Source organism: Bacillus sp. GBSW19, assembly GCF_002998655.1.
Classification (GTDB): domain Bacteria; phylum Bacillota; class Bacilli; order Bacillales; family Bacillaceae; genus Bacillus.
On record NZ_PVRF01000001.1, the window covers coordinates 76,029 to 92,657 of the forward strand.

The 16,629-nt window shown below is 40.3% G+C and carries 15 protein-coding genes; 6 read left to right on the forward strand and 9 right to left on the reverse strand.

All coding sequences use genetic code 11. The annotated features are described in order from the left end of the window. The first annotated feature begins 84 nt into the window (after positions 1-84). Positions 85-1,173 (forward strand): mechanosensitive ion channel family protein, encoded by a 1,089-nt coding sequence (locus C6344_RS00475; protein WP_060595874.1) that lies wholly within the window; start codon positions 85-87, stop codon positions 1,171-1,173. A 29-nt stretch (positions 1,174-1,202) separates the two neighbouring features. Continuing rightward, positions 1,203-1,934, forward strand: a complete 732-nt coding sequence (locus tag C6344_RS00480) for an NAD-dependent protein deacylase (RefSeq protein ID WP_189318382.1) — start codon at positions 1,203-1,205, stop codon at positions 1,932-1,934. 43 nt (positions 1,935-1,977) lie between these two features. On the opposite strand, the gene C6344_RS00485 is transcribed toward C6344_RS00480, so the two are convergent. Next, positions 1,978-2,832: a polysaccharide deacetylase family protein gene (locus C6344_RS00485; protein WP_060595876.1), complete on the reverse strand. Its 855-nt coding sequence runs from the start codon at positions 2,830-2,832 to the stop codon at positions 1,978-1,980. Positions 2,833-3,128: 296 nt separating this feature from the next. Between C6344_RS00485 and dat the strand changes: the two genes are divergently transcribed. Then, entirely contained in the window at positions 3,129-3,986 is an 858-nt protein-coding gene (dat, locus tag C6344_RS00490; RefSeq protein ID WP_060595878.1) for a D-amino-acid transaminase, read from the forward strand. Positions 3,987-4,032: 46 nt separating this feature from the next. Here dat and C6344_RS00495 read toward each other — a convergent pair whose 3' ends face one another. Beyond that, on the reverse strand, positions 4,033-4,539 hold the full coding sequence (locus tag C6344_RS00495; RefSeq protein ID WP_003210990.1) for a universal stress protein: 507 nt from the start codon (positions 4,537-4,539) through the stop codon (positions 4,033-4,035). Positions 4,540-5,096: 557 nt separating this feature from the next. On the opposite strand from C6344_RS00495, the gene bmrC reads away from it, so the two are divergent. Then, on the forward strand, positions 5,097-6,854 hold the full coding sequence (gene bmrC, locus C6344_RS00500; protein ID WP_106072641.1) for a multidrug ABC transporter ATP-binding protein BmrC: 1,758 nt from the start codon (positions 5,097-5,099) through the stop codon (positions 6,852-6,854). Beyond that, positions 6,851-8,866 carry an ABC transporter ATP-binding protein gene (locus C6344_RS00505; protein ID WP_066031098.1) on the forward strand — a complete coding sequence of 672 codons (2,016 nt, stop codon included), beginning with the start codon at positions 6,851-6,853 and terminating at the stop codon, positions 8,864-8,866. Before bmrC ends, C6344_RS00505 begins: the two co-directional genes overlap by 4 nt. Positions 8,867-8,985: 119 nt before the next feature. Here C6344_RS00505 and C6344_RS00510 read toward each other — a convergent pair whose 3' ends face one another. The 7 genes from C6344_RS00510 to C6344_RS00540 form a co-directional block, all read right to left on the reverse strand. Continuing rightward, positions 8,986-9,603 (reverse strand): NAD(P)-dependent oxidoreductase, encoded by a 618-nt coding sequence (locus tag C6344_RS00510; protein WP_060595886.1) that lies wholly within the window; start codon positions 9,601-9,603, stop codon positions 8,986-8,988. Positions 9,604-9,889: 286 nt separating this feature from the next. After that, positions 9,890-10,093 carry an alpha/beta-type small acid-soluble spore protein gene (locus C6344_RS00515; protein WP_034663637.1) on the reverse strand — a complete coding sequence of 68 codons (204 nt, stop codon included), beginning with the start codon at positions 10,091-10,093 and terminating at the stop codon, positions 9,890-9,892. A gap of 233 nt (positions 10,094-10,326) precedes the next feature. Then, positions 10,327-11,433, reverse strand: coding sequence for an ABC transporter ATP-binding protein (locus C6344_RS00520; protein WP_060595888.1), 1,107 nt, complete (start codon positions 11,431-11,433; stop codon positions 10,327-10,329). Positions 11,434-11,572: 139 nt separating this feature from the next. Beyond that, positions 11,573-12,448: a helix-turn-helix domain-containing protein gene (locus C6344_RS00525; RefSeq protein ID WP_060595890.1), complete on the reverse strand. Its 876-nt coding sequence runs from the start codon at positions 12,446-12,448 to the stop codon at positions 11,573-11,575. 20 nt (positions 12,449-12,468) lie between these two features. Next, on the reverse strand, positions 12,469-12,678 hold the full coding sequence (locus C6344_RS00530; protein ID WP_003211787.1) for a YheE family protein: 210 nt from the start codon (positions 12,676-12,678) through the stop codon (positions 12,469-12,471). Between the two features lie 155 nt (positions 12,679-12,833). Further along, positions 12,834-14,192 (reverse strand): YheC/YheD family endospore coat-associated protein, encoded by a 1,359-nt coding sequence (locus C6344_RS00535; RefSeq protein ID WP_060595892.1) that lies wholly within the window; start codon positions 14,190-14,192, stop codon positions 12,834-12,836. Then, entirely contained in the window at positions 14,149-15,252 is a 1,104-nt protein-coding gene (locus C6344_RS00540) for a YheC/YheD family protein (RefSeq protein WP_066031095.1), read from the reverse strand. Before C6344_RS00540 ends, C6344_RS00535 begins: the two co-directional genes overlap by 44 nt. Positions 15,253-15,466: 214 nt before the next feature. Between C6344_RS00540 and C6344_RS00545 the strand changes: the two genes are divergently transcribed. Then, complete coding sequence (locus tag C6344_RS00545) at positions 15,467-16,600, forward strand: DUF445 domain-containing protein (RefSeq protein ID WP_106031630.1); 1,134 nt, start codon at positions 15,467-15,469, stop codon at positions 16,598-16,600. Positions 16,601-16,629: the final 29 nt, after the last annotated feature.

Here is a 16,629-nt window from a genome sequence, read left to right on the forward strand (position 1 = left end):
ATAGAGGTCAGACATTTATGAGAGGACATAAACGAAGGTTATATTATAAACTAGAGAGGATTGTTTTAAAGGAGAGAGACAAACATGATTACACAAAAATGGATGGATACATATTTTACAGTAGATGTTGCGATCCAAATCGGTATTAGCCTTTGTATTTTATTGCTTTTTTTATTGCTTCGGAAAGTATTTACGAAGTACTTATTTCATCTTCTCTTTAGGCTGACCAATCGGTCTAAAACGGAGGTCATTAACCAAATTGTTGTGGCTTTCGAAAAGCCAGCCAGACTGTTTTTTGTCGCACTTGGGTTATATTTTGCGTTAAGACAGGCACCATACTTTGAGCATCATATGGATGTCATCGTCAAATTATATAGATCCTCCATTATATTGATGCTGACATGGGGGCTTTGTAATTTAACCGCAGCTTCTTCTTTCTTATTTCAAAAAGTAAATTCGAAATTTGAATTGGAAATGGATGATATTTTAGCACCGTTTTTATCAAAGGTACTTCGCTTCATTATCATTGCACTAAGTATTAGTGTCATTGCACAAGAATTTAATTATGATGTAAATGGACTTGTGGCAGGTCTTGGTCTAGGTGGTCTAGCCTTTGCGCTTGCTGCCCAGGATACGGTGGCGAACTTTTTTGGAGGGATCGTCATCATTACAGAGAAGCCTTTTACAATGGGTGACTTTGTGGAGACGCCAAGTGTTCTTGGAACTGTCGAGGACATTACATTTCGAAGCACAAAGTTTAGAACACCTGCTGAAGCTGTTGTGACAGTTCCGAATTCTACGCTTTCAAAGGAACCTATCACGAACTGGACGAGAATGAATAAACGCCAAATTACGTTTTCCGTACGTGTATCCTATAATACACCAAAGGAAAATCTTGACCGATGCATCAAACGTCTCAAACAAATGCTTTATGAACATGATGGGGTGCACAAGGAGACGATCATGGTAAATCTCGATGTACTGGCGGACAGTTATTTGAATTTATTTTTCAACTTTTACACAAACACGACGGCTTGGGCTGAAAACCTTGATATTAAACAGGACATTAACTACCGTATCATGGATATCTTCCATCAAGAAGGTGTAGAATTTGCCTTCCCTGGACAGACAATTTATATGAAACAAAAAGGCGAAAAACAGCTGGGTGAATAAAGGAGGGATGGTGAGTGGATCAAACAAAGGTGGCAGCGCTAAGCGAGAAATTAACGCAGGCTTCACATATTATGGTACTTTCAGGTGCGGGTATGAGCACAGAATCGGGTATCCCCGATTTTAGATCAACGGGCGGCTTATGGACTGAAGACACCGCCCGCATGGAGGCGATGAGCCGGTCCTACTTTTTATCACACCCTCAGCAATTCTGGCCGAAATTCAAGGAATTGTTTCAGATGAAAATGAGCGGAGAGTACGAGCCCAATAGTGGACATACCTTTTTAGCCAGCCTTGAGAAACAAGGAAAACATGTGGATATTTTCACCCAAAATATTGATGGCCTGCATAAAAAAGCAGGAAGCCAGCATGTATATGAACTCCACGGTTCCATTCAAACAGCTACTTGCCCATCGTGTCATGCGACATATGAACTGCCTTATTTATTACAAGAAGAAGTGCCTGTATGTCTAAAGGTTTCCTCAGACGGACGGACATGTGGGCGTGTTCTGAAAACAGATGTTGTCCTTTTTGGAGACAGGGTCAAACATTTTGATCAAGTAGAGAAATCACTTCAGCGAGCGGATCTTCTGCTCGTCATGGGGACTTCCCTAGAAGTGGCGCCAGCAAGATATATTCCAGAAGATGCCGCTCAAAATCCTTCCATCTTCAAGGTGATGATGAATTTGAGCGAAACAGAATACGATCCACTGTTTGATCTTGTCTTTCATGAGCGAATTGGCGATCTCGTGAAAGCTTTATAAATCATCAAAGACCCCGCATCCAAAAAAGGTGCGGGGTCTTTCTTTATTGTTGCAGCGGCTTCATCGATTCATCAAGGACTTCAAATGTATAGCCCTTCGCTTTTAGCTGTGTGATTAAACTGTTTAAGTATTTTGCTGTCGCTGGCTGATCGTGCATTAAGATGATTTTTGGTTCTTTTGGATGTTTTGTCTCAAGCACTTGCAGCTGATTTAATACCTCTGGTACATATTTTGAGCTTTTATATTTCCAGTCAAGACTGTCAATTGTCCAATCCCAGTATACAAAGCCTTTTTGTTTTAAACGTGCCTTTTGCTGATCCGTTAAATTTGGGGCGCTGCCATAAGGTGTTCTCACAAGATGTGTATACTCACCTGTGACAGAAGCCAAAATGCGCTGATCTTCCTTCATCTCATTGACGGGAGAATCACTTTTTTGATAAAAGCGTTTCACATCATGTGTGATACCATGAAGCCCTAACTGATGACCTTCTTGATGAAGTCTTTTCACAGCTGCCGGGTGTTCCTTAATCTGCGGCCCAAGCATAAAGAATGTGGCCTTTACTTGATGCGCTTTGAGCACATCTAAAAGCTGATTTGATGTCGCTGACGGACCATCATCAAAGGTTAAAAAGATCGTTTGATCCGTTACATGTTTGTTTGGGTTGATCTTAAAATGTGCATCTAATGTTTTCGTAGAATCATCTTTTGCTTTCAGACTTGTGCTTGTGTCTCGGAATTGACTGCTCGCAGACATTTTAGCCGGCTGATCTGCTGCCTGCATATTGGTTTTAGATATATCCCAAATAAAAAAGAGGATCAGTGACAGAATCACTAAACCAATCGCCTTTGAGAGCAGCATCGTGTTTGAAGGTGTCTGTTTTTTCGTAACCCGTTGCATTACAATCGCTCCAATAAATCAAAAATTTGTGTCGAATCATGTAGTAGATTCTGTCTTTTTCCGCTGTTTTTTGTCGTGCTCATATCGATTAAGTATACAGGAAAAAAGAGCCTATGAATATAGAAGATGCTAAAAAATTGGAATCTTTTTGGTTATGAGTCTATGTTTGTTACAATAAAAAGTTGACCATTTATCATGATGTGAAATAATTCTGAATAATCATTGAAACGTACTCATTTATCCGCTAAGATAGCATCAGACTCAACCATTAATGCGAAGCGAAGGGGAGATTCCGTATGAAAGTATTGTATAATGGCGATTTCATTGAAAAAAAGGATGCACATGTTGATATTGAAGACAGAGGCTATCAATTTGGTGACGGCGTCTATGAGGTCATCCGTGTATACAATGGGACTTTGTTTACATTAAAAGAGCATACAGAGCGTCTGTTCAAGAGTGCAAAAGAAATCGGCATTCATCTTCAAGGTGCAGTATCAGATATGGAAGAAAAGTTAAAACAGCTCGTCGCCCACAACCAATTAACAGATGGAGGTGTGTATATTCAAGTCACGCGGGGCATCGCACCTCGTAAACATCAATATGGCGATTCTCTCACTCCTCAAATCACAGCATATACGTTCCAGGTGAAAAAGCCTGTTCATGAGCAGACAGCTGGTGCAAAGGCCATATTATCTGAGGACCTTCGCTGGTTAAGATGTGATATTAAAAGCTTAAATCTCTTATATAACGTCATGGAAAAGCAGAAGGCATCTGAAGCTGGTGCATTTGAAGCCATTCTCATTAGAGATGGTTTTGTGACTGAGGGAACCTCCTCGAATGTATATGCCGTCATTGATGGCGTGATTCGCACCCATCCAGCAAACAATCTTATTCTAAACGGTATTACCCGTAGAAAGCTTCTTGAGGTATGTAAAGAAGAGGGATGCAGTGTTGAAGAAACTCGTATAAGTAAAGAAGAGCTGCTGCGCGCGCAGGAAATCTTCATCAGCTCGACGACGGCTGAAGTCATTCCGATTGTTGAAATTGATGGCCAGCCAGTAGGGGAAGGCGTTCCAGGAGAGTTGACAAAGCGTGTACAGGAAGGCTTCCAGCAAAAAATTAAACATGAAAGTGAAGCATCTATTTCTTCATAAATAAAGAGAGGCTGTAAACCAATGTTTACAGCCTTTTGTGATTCTTTTATTTTACAATAAGCACAGGTATATCTGATTTTGATGATAACTTTTCACTTACACTGCCAAAGAGCATTTTTTTCAATCTGCTTTGGTCACGTGCTCCCATGACGATGAGGTCTGCTGATATGTCTTCAGCATATTCGATAATCGCTTCCGCTGGTTCCCCCTCAACAATTTCAATGGCAGCTTCAAACTGCTCCTCATTTAAAAGCATTCTTGCTTCTGCAACGACCTCTTCTGTATGATCTTCAAAAATCAAGGGACTTTGCTGTTCATCATGAGGTACATACACAGGGGGTGTTTGAAGGTCTGCCATGCCGCCGCCGATATAAGCTCCGCCAGTCATTGGGCGTGGTGCATCAAACACCTGTCTGCTTGATTTGCCATCATGTGCATAGGCAACAGTCAGCTTGGCATTCAAGGTTTTGGCTAGAGCGATTGCCTTTTTTAATGCTTTCTTACTGTCTTCATGTCCATCAAACGCAACGACCATCCGATCAGCTTGAAACAATGTCCTCATTCCTTTCAAAAGGAGTCTTTACACTCATGGTATACCCGTTATCTGAAAAAGATACACATGAAGGCGGTGAACTTTTTGTTAGAAAATTTCATTTATTGAAAAATATTTATTGACAAAATGGTGACAGCCACTATAAGATAAAAAAAGATTCAAGAGCCAAAAGGAGGAAATGTCATGTGCAACATTGGAAGAATGAAATCAAACTGCATGAATGGGTTGATTCACGTGACAATTACACCTTCATTGGTCATTGAAAAGGGACTCGTATGTTCCAATTGATCGGATGAATCAAGGCGTATGTTGCGTATTTGTCAACATGCGCCTTTTTACATGACTAAAAGAGGCGTACCAGACAGCTGGTTGCCTCTTTTTTTGTTGTATTCATTTCGCATTTCGAAATAAAGGGATGGAGATCAACAAGTAAATGAAGAGGAGTGAAAGCATGTGAACATGCCAAAAGCAAGACAAATGACAAAAACCAAAAAAACGAAACAAGGTGACAGCCAGGAAAATCTAGAAAGCGGCTAGCTTTAAAAGGAGAGACAAACATGTTTTCAGTATTTGCGAAATTAGGCTGGTTCTTCAAACAAGAGTGGAGGCGTTATACGATCGCCATTACGCTTCTGCTCATTGTGAATGTGCTTGAAATGCTGCCGCCAAGATATCTTGGGCAGGCAGTTGATGACATTCGTTCTGGTCAATTTACAACATCCAGTATTGTGTTTTATGTAACCATTTTTTGCTTGCTAGGTGTCGTCGTCTATACGCTGACATATTTTTGGATGTATCAGTTATTTGGCGGCGCAAATGTCATGGAGCGTGTGATGCGCGGGAAGCTCATGCGTCACTTACTTAAGATGACACCCACCTTTTATGAAATGAAAAAAACCGGTAATTTAATGGCATTAGGTACAAACGATTTAAATGCTGTGGCTTTAACGACAGGTTTTGGCGTTCTGACATTGGTTGATTCCACTGCTTATATGCTGATGATCTTCTTTACGATGGGGCTGACGATTAGCTGGAAATTAACCTTAATTGCGATCATCCCTATGCCGCTGATGGCGCTCTTGATTGCGTATTATGGCAGCAAGATTCATGATCGCTTTACAGTTGCTCAAGATGCATTTGGTGATATGAACGATCGCGTCCTTGAATCAGTCGCAGGTGTCCGGGTTATTCGGTCTTTTGTACAGGAGAAACAAGATGTCGAACGCTTTCGCCAAATGACAGATGATGTATTTCAAAAAAATATGAGAGTGGCGATCATTGATTCATTGTTTGAGCCGACAGTGAAATTACTTGTCGGTGTCAGCTACTTAATTGGAATCGGCTACGGAGCCTATCTTGTGTTCCAAAGTGATTTAACCATTGGTGAGCTTGTCGCATTTAACGTCTATCTTGGAATGATGATCTGGCCAATGTTTGCGATAGGCGAATTGATTAATATTATGCAAAGGGGAAATGCGTCGTTAGACCGGTTGAATCATACACTCAGCTACAAGCCGGATGTCACAGACGCTTCTCAGCCAAAAACGTTACAAGAGCCTGGCGATATTCAGTTTGACCGCGTGACATTCAGGTATCCAACTTCCCCTAAAGATAATTTAATTGATGTGTCCTTTACGGTTCGAAAAGGGCAGACAATCGGAATTACAGGCAAAACAGGAAGCGGTAAAACGACTATCGTAAAACAGCTTCTGCGCCAGTATCCAACAGGTGATGGTCAAATCCTGCTATCAGGAGTCCCAATCCAAGAGATCGAATTGGATCAGCTATTTCAATGGATCGGATACGTACCGCAGGATCATATCCTTTTTTCAAAAAGTGTAGAAGAGAATATGCGCTTTGGTCATCGGGACGCAAAACAAAATGAATTAGCACAAGCGATCAAAGATGCTTACTTTGAAAAAGATTTACGTCTTTTGCCAGAGGGTCTCGAAACCATGGTGGGGGAAAAAGGTGTGGCACTGTCAGGTGGACAAAAGCAGCGAATTTCCATTGCACGCGCTTTATTAATAGACCCCGACATTTTGATACTGGATGACTCGCTTTCTGCGGTAGATGCAAAAACAGAAACCGCTATTTTAGAAAATTTAAGGCAAAATCGTCATGGGAAAACGACGTTTATTACGACTCATCGTCTATCAGCTGTTGAGCATGCGGATCTCATACTTGTCATGGAAGAAGGACGCATTGTCCAAAAGGGCACCCACGAAGAGCTCATTCAGCAAGATGGGTGGTACAAAGAACAATTTCTGCGTCAGCAGCTGACAAACCAGCTGGAAGGAGGGGATGAGGCATGACAACAGGAAGAAGACTCCTTGCCTACGCACTCCTTTATAAGAAAGTACTGTCTATTGCCTTGATCTTTCTCATCATTGCAGTAGGTGCTGAACTGACAGGACCATTTATTGGGAAGAAAATGATTGATGATCATATTTTAGGTGTAGAAAAACCATATGTCGAGGTCAATGAAAAAACAGACAAAACCGTTTATTACCAGGGAAATAACTATATACGAAGCGATCGATTAGACAGTGATATGAAATCCGGAAAACAAATCAATGTGGTGCAAGTCGGATTCGGTTACTATTTTGTAAATGAGCCGATTCGTTTTGATGGAAACCGAAAGATATCCGGAGATCAGCTTACCATTGAAAATGGGAACGAGCGCGAGACATATCAAGTACAGCGTTTATCAAAAGAGGAAATTTTCTCTTTTTATGAGCCGGAAATCAGTGGTTTGGTGCAGCTTGTTCTATTTTATCTAGGGCTTCTCGTCATTGCGATTTTCTTTCAGTATGCGCAGCATTATCTGCTACAGCGGATAGCCAATCGAATTATTCAAAAAATGAGGGTTGATGTATTTGAGCATATTCAAACGTTGCCTATCCGGTATTTTGATAATTTACCGGCTGGAAAGGTCGTAGCGAGGATTACCAATGACACAGAAACCATTCGTGATTTATATGTGACAGTCCTCGCTAATTTCGTGACGAGTGCTATTTACATGATTGGAATTTATATTGCCATGTTTTTATTAAATGTGAAGCTGGCACTCATTTGTTTGGTGGCGGTACCGATTATTTTCCTATGGTCAATGACCTACAGAAAGTTTGCATCAGTGTACAACCACCGCATTCGTTCGATCATTAGTGACATCAATGCCAAGCTAAATGAAGCCATTCAAGGGATGACCATTATTCAAGCGTTTCGTCATGAAAAAGTGACGAAAGAGGAATTTGATGAACTGAACAACAATCACTTTCGATATCAGCGAAAGATGCTGCATTTAAATTCACTTCTGTCGCATAACTTGGTTAACCTGCTTCGGAATTTAGCATATGTGGCACTCATTTGGTATTTTGGCGGTGCGTCCTTAAGTGCGACGGGCATTGTGTCAATTGGTGTGCTCTATGCGTTTGTCGATTATTTAAATCGATTATTTCAGCCGATTACAGGCATTGTGAACCAGTTCTCGAGATTGGAATTAGCAAGGGTTTCATCGGAAAGGGTTTTCCGATTATTGGATGAGCCAGGAACAACAGTGGAAGAACCTGTTCAAAAGAAAATGGAGGGACACGTTCAGTTCCAAGATGTCACCTTTGCTTATAATGAAGGAAATAATGTATTAAAGAACATTACGTTCGAGGCCAAAAAAGGCCAAACAGTTGCACTTGTGGGGCATACCGGTTCTGGGAAAAGCTCGATCATGAACTTGCTGCTGCGTTTTTATGACATTCAGCAAGGAGACATTCTCATAGATGGGGAAAGCATTTATCACCAGTCACGCCAAACGTTGCGTAAACAAATGGGCATTGTGCTTCAAGACCCGTATTTATTTTCCGGAACGATTGCATCCAATGTCAGCTTAGGAAATGAAGACATTAAAAGAGAAACGATTGAATCATCATTAAAGCAAGTAGGCGCAGTAGAGTTATTGAAGCACCTGCCAAAAGGATTTGATGAACCAGTCGTTGAAAAGGGAAGTACTCTTTCCTCAGGAGAACGTCAGTTAATCTCATTTGCCCGTGCATTAGCGTACGATCCAGCGATCTTAATTTTAGATGAAGCCACCGCAAACATTGATACAGAAACAGAAGCGATCATTCAGCGGGCGCTTGATGTCGTCAAAGAAGGACGAACGACTTTTGTCATTGCTCACCGATTATCCACCATTAAGAAAGCCGATATGATTTTGGTATTAGAAAAAGGTGAAATTGTCGAGCGAGGCAGTCATGATCAACTCATGCAGCAAGAAGGGCTGTATGCGCAAATGTACGAACTGCAAAAGGGTGCTGTTGCAAACAGCTGATGAATAACAAAAAAGAGCCTATTCACTTTGAATGAGGCTCTTTTTATTTGCATAAAAAGTCGAGGATTCGTTTTTGACCTCGACCTTTACTAGTTATATCGTTTACACGAGCTGCATCATCAGTAGGCAATGCCGACGCGTTGATGTACAAATTCCTTCGAATTTAACTGCTGATATAAAAAGTGTGCGGTATCTTCAACTGAAATTTTCTTTCCATCTATAGGGAGAAAATCTTTCTCATAGCGATATGACCGTGTCACTTCTCCATCTGGTAAATAGGTTGGACAAATAATGGTCCAATCTAGATCAGTCGATTGAAGGATTTCAAACGCTTTGGCATGCTCTTTAGCTGCTCGGGAAGTAGTCCGCCTTGATTCATTTGTTTCAAAACGGTAAAGCTCCGGCTGCTGCCTTGCCTTTAAAATACCTGCCGTACCAATTGTAATAATTCTTGAAGTATTTGATTGCTTCATGGCTTGTACGATATGCTCCATTGAAACAGATAATGTATCATCACCATCTGTTGATAGACAGCTCACAACAATATCTGCTCCTTTGATCGTCTCAAGCACATCTTCTCGATTTCTTGAATTGCCGGTGACTTGAAACATACCCGCAAGCATTTCTTCTCGGTTTGTCCGAATCAATGAACGAACTATGTAACGATCATCTACTTGAACGAAACGAAGAAATGCTTGTCCTACACGTCCATGAGCACCGAAAAGAGCTATTTTCATCTGTTCGATCCCTCCACTACATACTATAAGTGAAAAGAACCCAAAATGGTACAACTTTTATGTGATGCTTTTTTTATAAAGGTGAAAGGACCGAATACTATGAGCATATTCACATAATAGAGAGATCCCTACAAATTGTAGAAGTTCAAAGTTCATACCGGAAATAATGTCCATGAAGATCCGCTCCTTTCTACTACATGATATGAGCTGGAAAGGAGATTGGTGAGGGATAAAAATAAAAAAAGAAGACACCTTAAGAGGTGCCTTCTATGATCCAAATATGAAATTAAGCTTGTGTTCCACCCATGTGTTGTTGAGCGTAAGATACAAGACGCTTAGTGATTTCTCCACCAACTGATCCGTTAGCGCGAGATGTTGTTTCTGCACCAAGGTTTACACCGAATTCAGAAGCGATTTCGTACTTCATTTGGTCGATTGCTTGCTCTGCTCCAGGAACTAGTAATTGATTTGAACTATTAGAATTTGCCATGATGTGAATCTCCTTTTTGTATATGATTTGGTTTTTGGTTGGGTTTGCTGGAATCGCACCAGCGAAATGAGCAAGTCATTTGCCACTTGGCGAAACCCAATGCAGTAACTGCTTTGTACTAAGTATTATGGTGATTTCTGAAAAAAACATACGAGAAAAGAACATGGTAAATGTTGTTCAACATGCAAAAAAACCATCACTCAATCATGAGTGATGGTGCTGCATAGATCTCTTTAATCAGCAGAGCGAATGCGAAGTTCTGTATCCGAATCAAAGAAGTGGGCCTTGTTCATATCAATAGCAAGAGGGATAGACTGTCCAGCCTGAACATCAGTACGAGAATCAACACGTGCAATAAAAGACTGACCATCGAGAGAAGAGTAAAGCATCGTTTCTGCTCCCATTAATTCAGCAACTTCTACACTGGCATCGATCTTTGTGCCCTCAGATGCCTCTATAAACACGGGTTCATCATGAAAATCTTCTGGTCTGATACCAAGGATGATATCTTTTCCGATATAACCTTGGCTGCGTAATACCTTCATCTTTCCTTCTGGTACACGAATATGCGTTTTTCCAACTGCAATAGCACCGTCAGAGAGTTTTCCTGTGAAAAAATTCATCGCAGGAGAGCCAATGAATCCGCCTACAAATACATTCTCTGGATTTTCATATACATCCTTCGGCGCTCCAACCTGCTGAATAAAGCCATCTTTCATCACAACAAGGCGAGTAGCCATTGTCATAGCTTCAGTCTGATCATGTGTGACATAGATAAATGTCGTTTGCAGACGCTGATGAAGCTTAGATATTTCAGCACGCATCTGAACGCGAAGTTTTGCATCTAAATTAGAAAGCGGCTCATCCAAAAGAAAGACCTTTGCATCACGCACAATTGCTCTCCCAAGTGCAACGCGTTGTCTTTGACCGCCAGACAGAGCTTTTGGTTTTCTGTCTAAATATTGCTCAAGCCCCAATATTTTCGCAGCATTTCGAACCCGCTCATCAATTTCTGATTTCGGGAACTTCCGCAGCTTTAATCCAAAAGCCATATTATCGTATACATTCATGTGAGGGTACAAAGCATAGTTTTGGAAAACCATTGCGATATCCCGGTCTTTTGGTGCTACATCATTCATCCGTTTTCCGTCTAACAGAAAATCCCCTTGTGAAATCTCTTCAAGTCCTGCAATCATGCGAAGGGTTGTTGATTTTCCGCACCCAGATGGACCAACAAACACAATAAATTCTTTATCTTCTATATGTAGATTAAAGTTGTCTACTGCTGTTACCTTGTTATCATACACTTTATAAATTTGATTGAGCATCATTTCAGCCATAGATGATAACCTCCCCATCCTCTTATTGAAAGCGCTTTACTTGTAAATAAAGTGTATAAAATGGGGAAGCGTCTGTAAATGGACAACGTGCACAACATCTCATTTTCACTTTTGGGCAGGATGCTCATGTCATTGATTGTTATGAAAGGTCGAGAAGATTCATCATAAAATAAACAGCAGATGCTTCTGGAAAATGCCGTATATCGATTCCTGTGCGCTCAATAAATTTATCGATTCGATATTGAAGGCTGTTTCTGTGAACATATAAAGCTTTTGCTGCCTTGGATGCATTTAAGTTACATTGCATATAGGTCATGAGGGTGCGGTAAACGTCCCGATCAAAGACCGCCTCTTTAAAAGCATCTGAAATAGCATGAGAGAGCGCGGATTCATCATAAAGTATGAGTGATGGCAGACATTCATAAAATGTGGAAATCCCTGATCTAAGCTTGCCTCGCTGCACATGGTCCAAGAAAAGCTGCTGTTCATTTAACAATTTCTTCTGTAAATGTTCATTTGGCAAATGGAGCTGTCCTTGTAAAAAGACTGAGTCTGTTAAAAAGTCACTTGTAATGGCTAGAGACAAATCGTTTAGCAGATCTAATTGACCATTTTCTGATGTAGCTTTTGTTTGAATCAGCATCGCTGTATCAGCGCCTGTCCAAATGAAATGAGTATGTTTGAGGCTGTGAACCACAGCCTCTTTTATTTGCTGCCTTTGTTCTGCTTGATGGGACATTTTAAAATAATATACACGGACGGGGTGCTGAACGGTTAGTGGTTTGTTATCAAAAAGATAGCTGTACCATTTTTGTTCATCCTCAGTCTGCTTTGTATGAGAAAGATCAATTGGTGTAAGGAAAGTATTGAGAAGAAGTGTTTCTCTTGCTGTAAGCTCTGATTTGTCTACTCCAAATAATTCGCCTTCGTCTGTTTGATACCAAAGAATTTGATGATCATTTGTAGGTGAGCTGATGATATGCTCTCCGTAAACAAGCTTTAATTTTTCTAACATGGCGAAGCTCCTTAAACAGTTTAATCATAGACATGGAATAGCATTAATTCGTGGATTTCTTCTTTTAAGGTTGGTTCGACTTCATGGGGCGGAAGCTGAGAGCCCCATTCAATATCACCTGTTTTGTGGTAGATGCCTTCGTAGTGCGCACCATTGTGAAAAAAGGATATTTTCCAGCCTGGCAACTGTGCTTTCTTAAAGAGAGGTTTCCATTGAAAATGAGAAATCATATCATCATTGCCTCCTTGCTTTTATTGATGAAACAATAAATAAACACGACAATACGGAAACAACCTTGAACTTGATTTTATTGTATCTCATCTGATGAAAAGAGCATAGGAAAAGCATAGATTTCATAACACCATCAATTTAAAACGAAAAACAGTTAGTAGACGTTCGTGTGGTCTGTAGTTGTTGAGGTCGTTTGTGAAAGATAAGATGCATAATCCATGATTCTTTTCCCAATCAGCCTTTCTGAGTTTCGCAATGAAACATGCTGGAAAATCTCGCGGCCAGGGCGAGAATTGGCTTCAAACATCCAGATAGCTCCTGTCTGATCAATGCCTAAATCAAAACCGATTTCACCAATATGGCCGGACATTTTTTCATCTATCACCTGACTAAGCGTGATGGCAGTATAAGAAAGCTGCTCTAAAGTTTTCAAACGCTTCTTCTTTTCTGGAAAAACATCATAAAGTGTTTTTACTAAGCCACCATGTAAATGGTGAGTCGTTACTGTGTGATTGCCAGAGACTTTTGCTGCTGCTGCCGTGACTGTCCAATGGCCGTACTTATTTTTATTCGTATGAACTCTGAAATCCATTGGTTGATTGTCTATTTGAAGAAGTGCAATGCCTTGTTGAGCCATAAAGTCTTGAATTGCGTGATCTTTCCGGAGCTTGGTCACGAAATGCTCTATTGAGTCATATGGAACAGCGCTTCCGTGATTTGAGCATACAGTGATTCCATGAGCCGTCTTCTTTAATTGATAAATACCGTCGCCGTGACTTCCGTTCGATGGTTTTACGTATATGACCTGATGTAGATGGAGGAGTGTTTCTATTTTATTTAGAGCGTCCACCGGATCCAATTGTATGGAATGTGGAAGAAAAGGACATGTTTTTTCATCTGTTAACAGTTGTTCATGAATATCCCATTTATTGAAAAAATAAGGGTTGAACCAAGGAATATCATAGTCTTGTGTGAGTTTACGCTTTGTTTCTTGAATGAATGCCGACTGAGCAGCCTTTCTATTTGGAAGACGGTCGTAAATGACTGACGGCAGGGGCATCTGTTTTTTAACCCATGTTTGCTGTTGGTACAACAATCCTTCTACTATTCCTTTATCCCAATCAATAGAATGTGTACCAAAAAGGTAGGCAAATCCAGCATGCTGCCTGAAAGAGTGCAGCAGTTTGATAAAAAAGTCTGATCTCGTTCCTAGTGGCTGCGTGCTTTGCCCAAAACCTGCTGTGAAAATGCCAAGCAGCGGCCCTATAAACAGTGTATGATCAACGGCAATCACATCAGCTTTTGATTGATAAGGAATTAGTAAATTTCTATATAGATTTTCTGATAATAAAATTTTATTTGGATGTTGATGATAGGAAACGGTGAAGTCATCTACTAAACGGGATCCTAAAGCAAGAGAATAGATCGCATCCTGCTGTTTAAAATGGGCGGGAAGATGAACTGTTTTTTCACTTGTGAGATGAGGGGCGATGATGAAGCGATTTTTGTTCATAAGAAACCTCCTTCGGTTGAGACGTCATCGATTGAGCATGTGCAAGAATGGTACGAATCAATTGATCTTCCTTGTCAGGATAAGCTTTTAAAAAAGCGGATCGCCCTGGCTTTGATCTTATATTTGATATGAAAAGCCTGCCTTCACTTGTATGGAGTAAGTCTACAGCGAATTCAAAGCAAGGGGAGAAGGTTTTATCTATATATGCTGGGAGAGATGCTTGAATGGATGCAATATCATCTAAAAGAAGCTCTTTGATGTGCGGCTGCAATGTGTTTAGATAGTGATCAAAGCCTATCATGGGAGCTGATTTTTGTGTAATGTTTAAATGACTATTTTCTGTAGGTGATTTTGTGTGAATCCCTATGCGACTCCATTGATTTTGTGAATCTTTCATAAGGAAAATCCTTATTTCATTGAATAAAAAGTCTTTTTGATCACTCGTCTGAAAAAATTGAAGGAAATATCGGCCTACGTACTTTTTGCACCAGCGCTCTATATCTGATGGACGCGAAAATGTGATGACTTGCTCGGGACTTAGCTGAACAGTGAAAGTGTTGTCTTTTAAGAAAATGAAGTAAGTAGATGCTGCATGCTGTTGAGAGAGCGGCTGCATTTTACAATAACCGTCTTTCCTTACCATGTTGAGAAGTTCTGATGGCTCTTTTAATAATGAGCAGACAGGTAAATATGGCTGTAAAGAAGGGAGGAGACGGAGCTGCTCAAATAGCATCATTTTATTTGAAATACCTGTATTCAAAAAATCTGTTTTCGGATACTTTTTCAGCCATTCCATGATTGGTTTTGCTTTTTTAGATTGTGCGTCATGCTTGTAAAGGCATCGATCGTAAATCAAGTCAGGAATCTCAAATTCTGCTGCGGCAAATCCTTGACCATTCGTATAAGTTTGACCTTGTATCAAATTTGAAGCCGGCTTTAAATCAAATGGTGTAAAACGAACAACCTTTAAACCATAAGAAGGGGCAGCTTTGGCTAACCCACGAGTGAATGCCTCTTCATATTTTGAAGAAAGGGTCACAATACCTAATGTTGATGTCATTAAAAAACACCTTCTTTTCAACTTCTTTTTTTACCAGCACAAAAACACTTTTTCATGATTTTACATAAAGATTGCGCTCCTTTATCATTACGACAGATCGATTGATCATATGTCTAGCAACATGCTTCATTTGCTTGGGGACTTGACAACAACTATAATACGTATAGATTAAACCAATAAACATCGGGTGTTGTTTGAAAGGTAGATGACGACTTTGAATATATTCACAACGTTTATCTTTATGATTGTTATAGGCGCAGTCATAGGAGCAGCGACAAACCATCTTGCAATTAAAATGCTTTTTCGCCCTTATAAGCCGTATTACTTATTCGGGAAACAGCTTCCTTTTACACCAGGGCTCATTCCTAAAAGAAGAGACGAAGTAGCCAAGCAGGTTGGTGTCATGGTTATGGAGCATTTGCTCACGCCAGAAGGAATTCAAAAGCGATTTGAATCATCGGAGGCAAAGCAAGAGATCTTGCATACAGTCCATCGATATATTGACAAAGGCGCTGAAATGGAGATAACAGTGCTATCTTTGCTTGAAAGAGTCGGCGTATCACAGGCTGACGTCAAAGCAGATGAATGGATCCATCAGTGGTCTGATCAGAAGCTCAATTCACTGCTTGAAAAATATAATGAGCAAACTTTATCTGAATTGCTTCCGCTAGATGTGGAAAACAAAATATCTTCAAAAATTCCAGATGCAGCTGATTATATTTTAAAGAGGGGCATTCATTATTTTGAAAGCGAGGAAGGTAAAGCAAGGCTTGGTAATATGATTGATGATTTCTTAAAGGAACGAGGCATGCTTGGCAGTATGGTTCAAATGTTTCTAGGGAATTCAAGCTTAATTGATCGGGTACATCCTGAAATCATCAAATTTTTAAGAAACGCAGAAACAAAAAGATTTTTATCAGATTTGCTTGTTCAAGAATGGGACAAGGTGAAGCAGTTTTCTCTTCAGGAGCTAGATGAAAAATGGAATGTAAAGGAGCTTGCTTATAGTGTGAAAAAGCAATTGCTTTCACACTTCTCTACAAAGCTGATATTAGACAAGCCAGTTGGATATTATGTCAGTGCAGTAGCGCTTGATCTCAAAACACACTTTGCACCAGTGCTTGTCGACAAGGGGATTAAAGCAGCATCGAATGCTTTAGAGGGACTGCTCGCAAAGCTCAAATTTGAAGATATCATTCGTGAGCAGATTGAACATTTTCCGCTTAAAAAAATGGAGGAGCTTGTGGTTAGCATTTCCAACAATGAACTTAAAATGATCACGTTTTTAGGCGGTTTTTTAGGCGGATTAATCGGCGCAATTCAAGCAATCTTTGTCACGCTATTTTAAGACAAGCTAGAGAAATTTTGATGAATTCA

What these genes read in the sequence shown, in the direction of transcription:
- C6344_RS00475 (WP_060595874.1), top strand. Translation starts at nt 85, where the DNA reads ATGATTACACAAAAATGGATGGATACATATTTTACAGTAGATGTTGCG.
- C6344_RS00485 (WP_060595876.1), bottom strand. Translation starts at nt 2,832, where the DNA reads ATGCAACGGGTTACGAAAAAACAGACACCTTCAAACACGATGCTGCTC.
- dat (WP_060595878.1), top strand. Translation starts at nt 3,129, where the DNA reads ATGAAAGTATTGTATAATGGCGATTTCATTGAAAAAAAGGATGCACAT.
- bmrC (WP_106072641.1), top strand. Translation starts at nt 5,097, where the DNA reads ATGTTTTCAGTATTTGCGAAATTAGGCTGGTTCTTCAAACAAGAGTGG.
- C6344_RS00505 (WP_066031098.1), top strand. Translation starts at nt 6,851, where the DNA reads ATGACAACAGGAAGAAGACTCCTTGCCTACGCACTCCTTTATAAGAAA.
- C6344_RS00510 (WP_060595886.1), bottom strand. Translation starts at nt 9,603, where the DNA reads ATGAAAATAGCTCTTTTCGGTGCTCATGGACGTGTAGGACAAGCATTT.
- C6344_RS00515 (WP_034663637.1), bottom strand. Translation starts at nt 10,093, where the DNA reads ATGGCAAATTCTAATAGTTCAAATCAATTACTAGTTCCTGGAGCAGAG.
- C6344_RS00520 (WP_060595888.1), bottom strand. Translation starts at nt 11,433, where the DNA reads ATGGCTGAAATGATGCTCAATCAAATTTATAAAGTGTATGATAACAAG.
- C6344_RS00525 (WP_060595890.1), bottom strand. Translation starts at nt 12,448, where the DNA reads ATGTTAGAAAAATTAAAGCTTGTTTACGGAGAGCATATCATCAGCTCA.
- C6344_RS00530 (WP_003211787.1), bottom strand. Translation starts at nt 12,678, where the DNA reads ATGATTTCTCATTTTCAATGGAAACCTCTCTTTAAGAAAGCACAGTTG.
- C6344_RS00535 (WP_060595892.1), bottom strand. Translation starts at nt 14,192, where the DNA reads ATGAACAAAAATCGCTTCATCATCGCCCCTCATCTCACAAGTGAAAAA.
- C6344_RS00540 (WP_066031095.1), bottom strand. Translation starts at nt 15,252, where the DNA reads ATGACATCAACATTAGGTATTGTGACCCTTTCTTCAAAATATGAAGAG.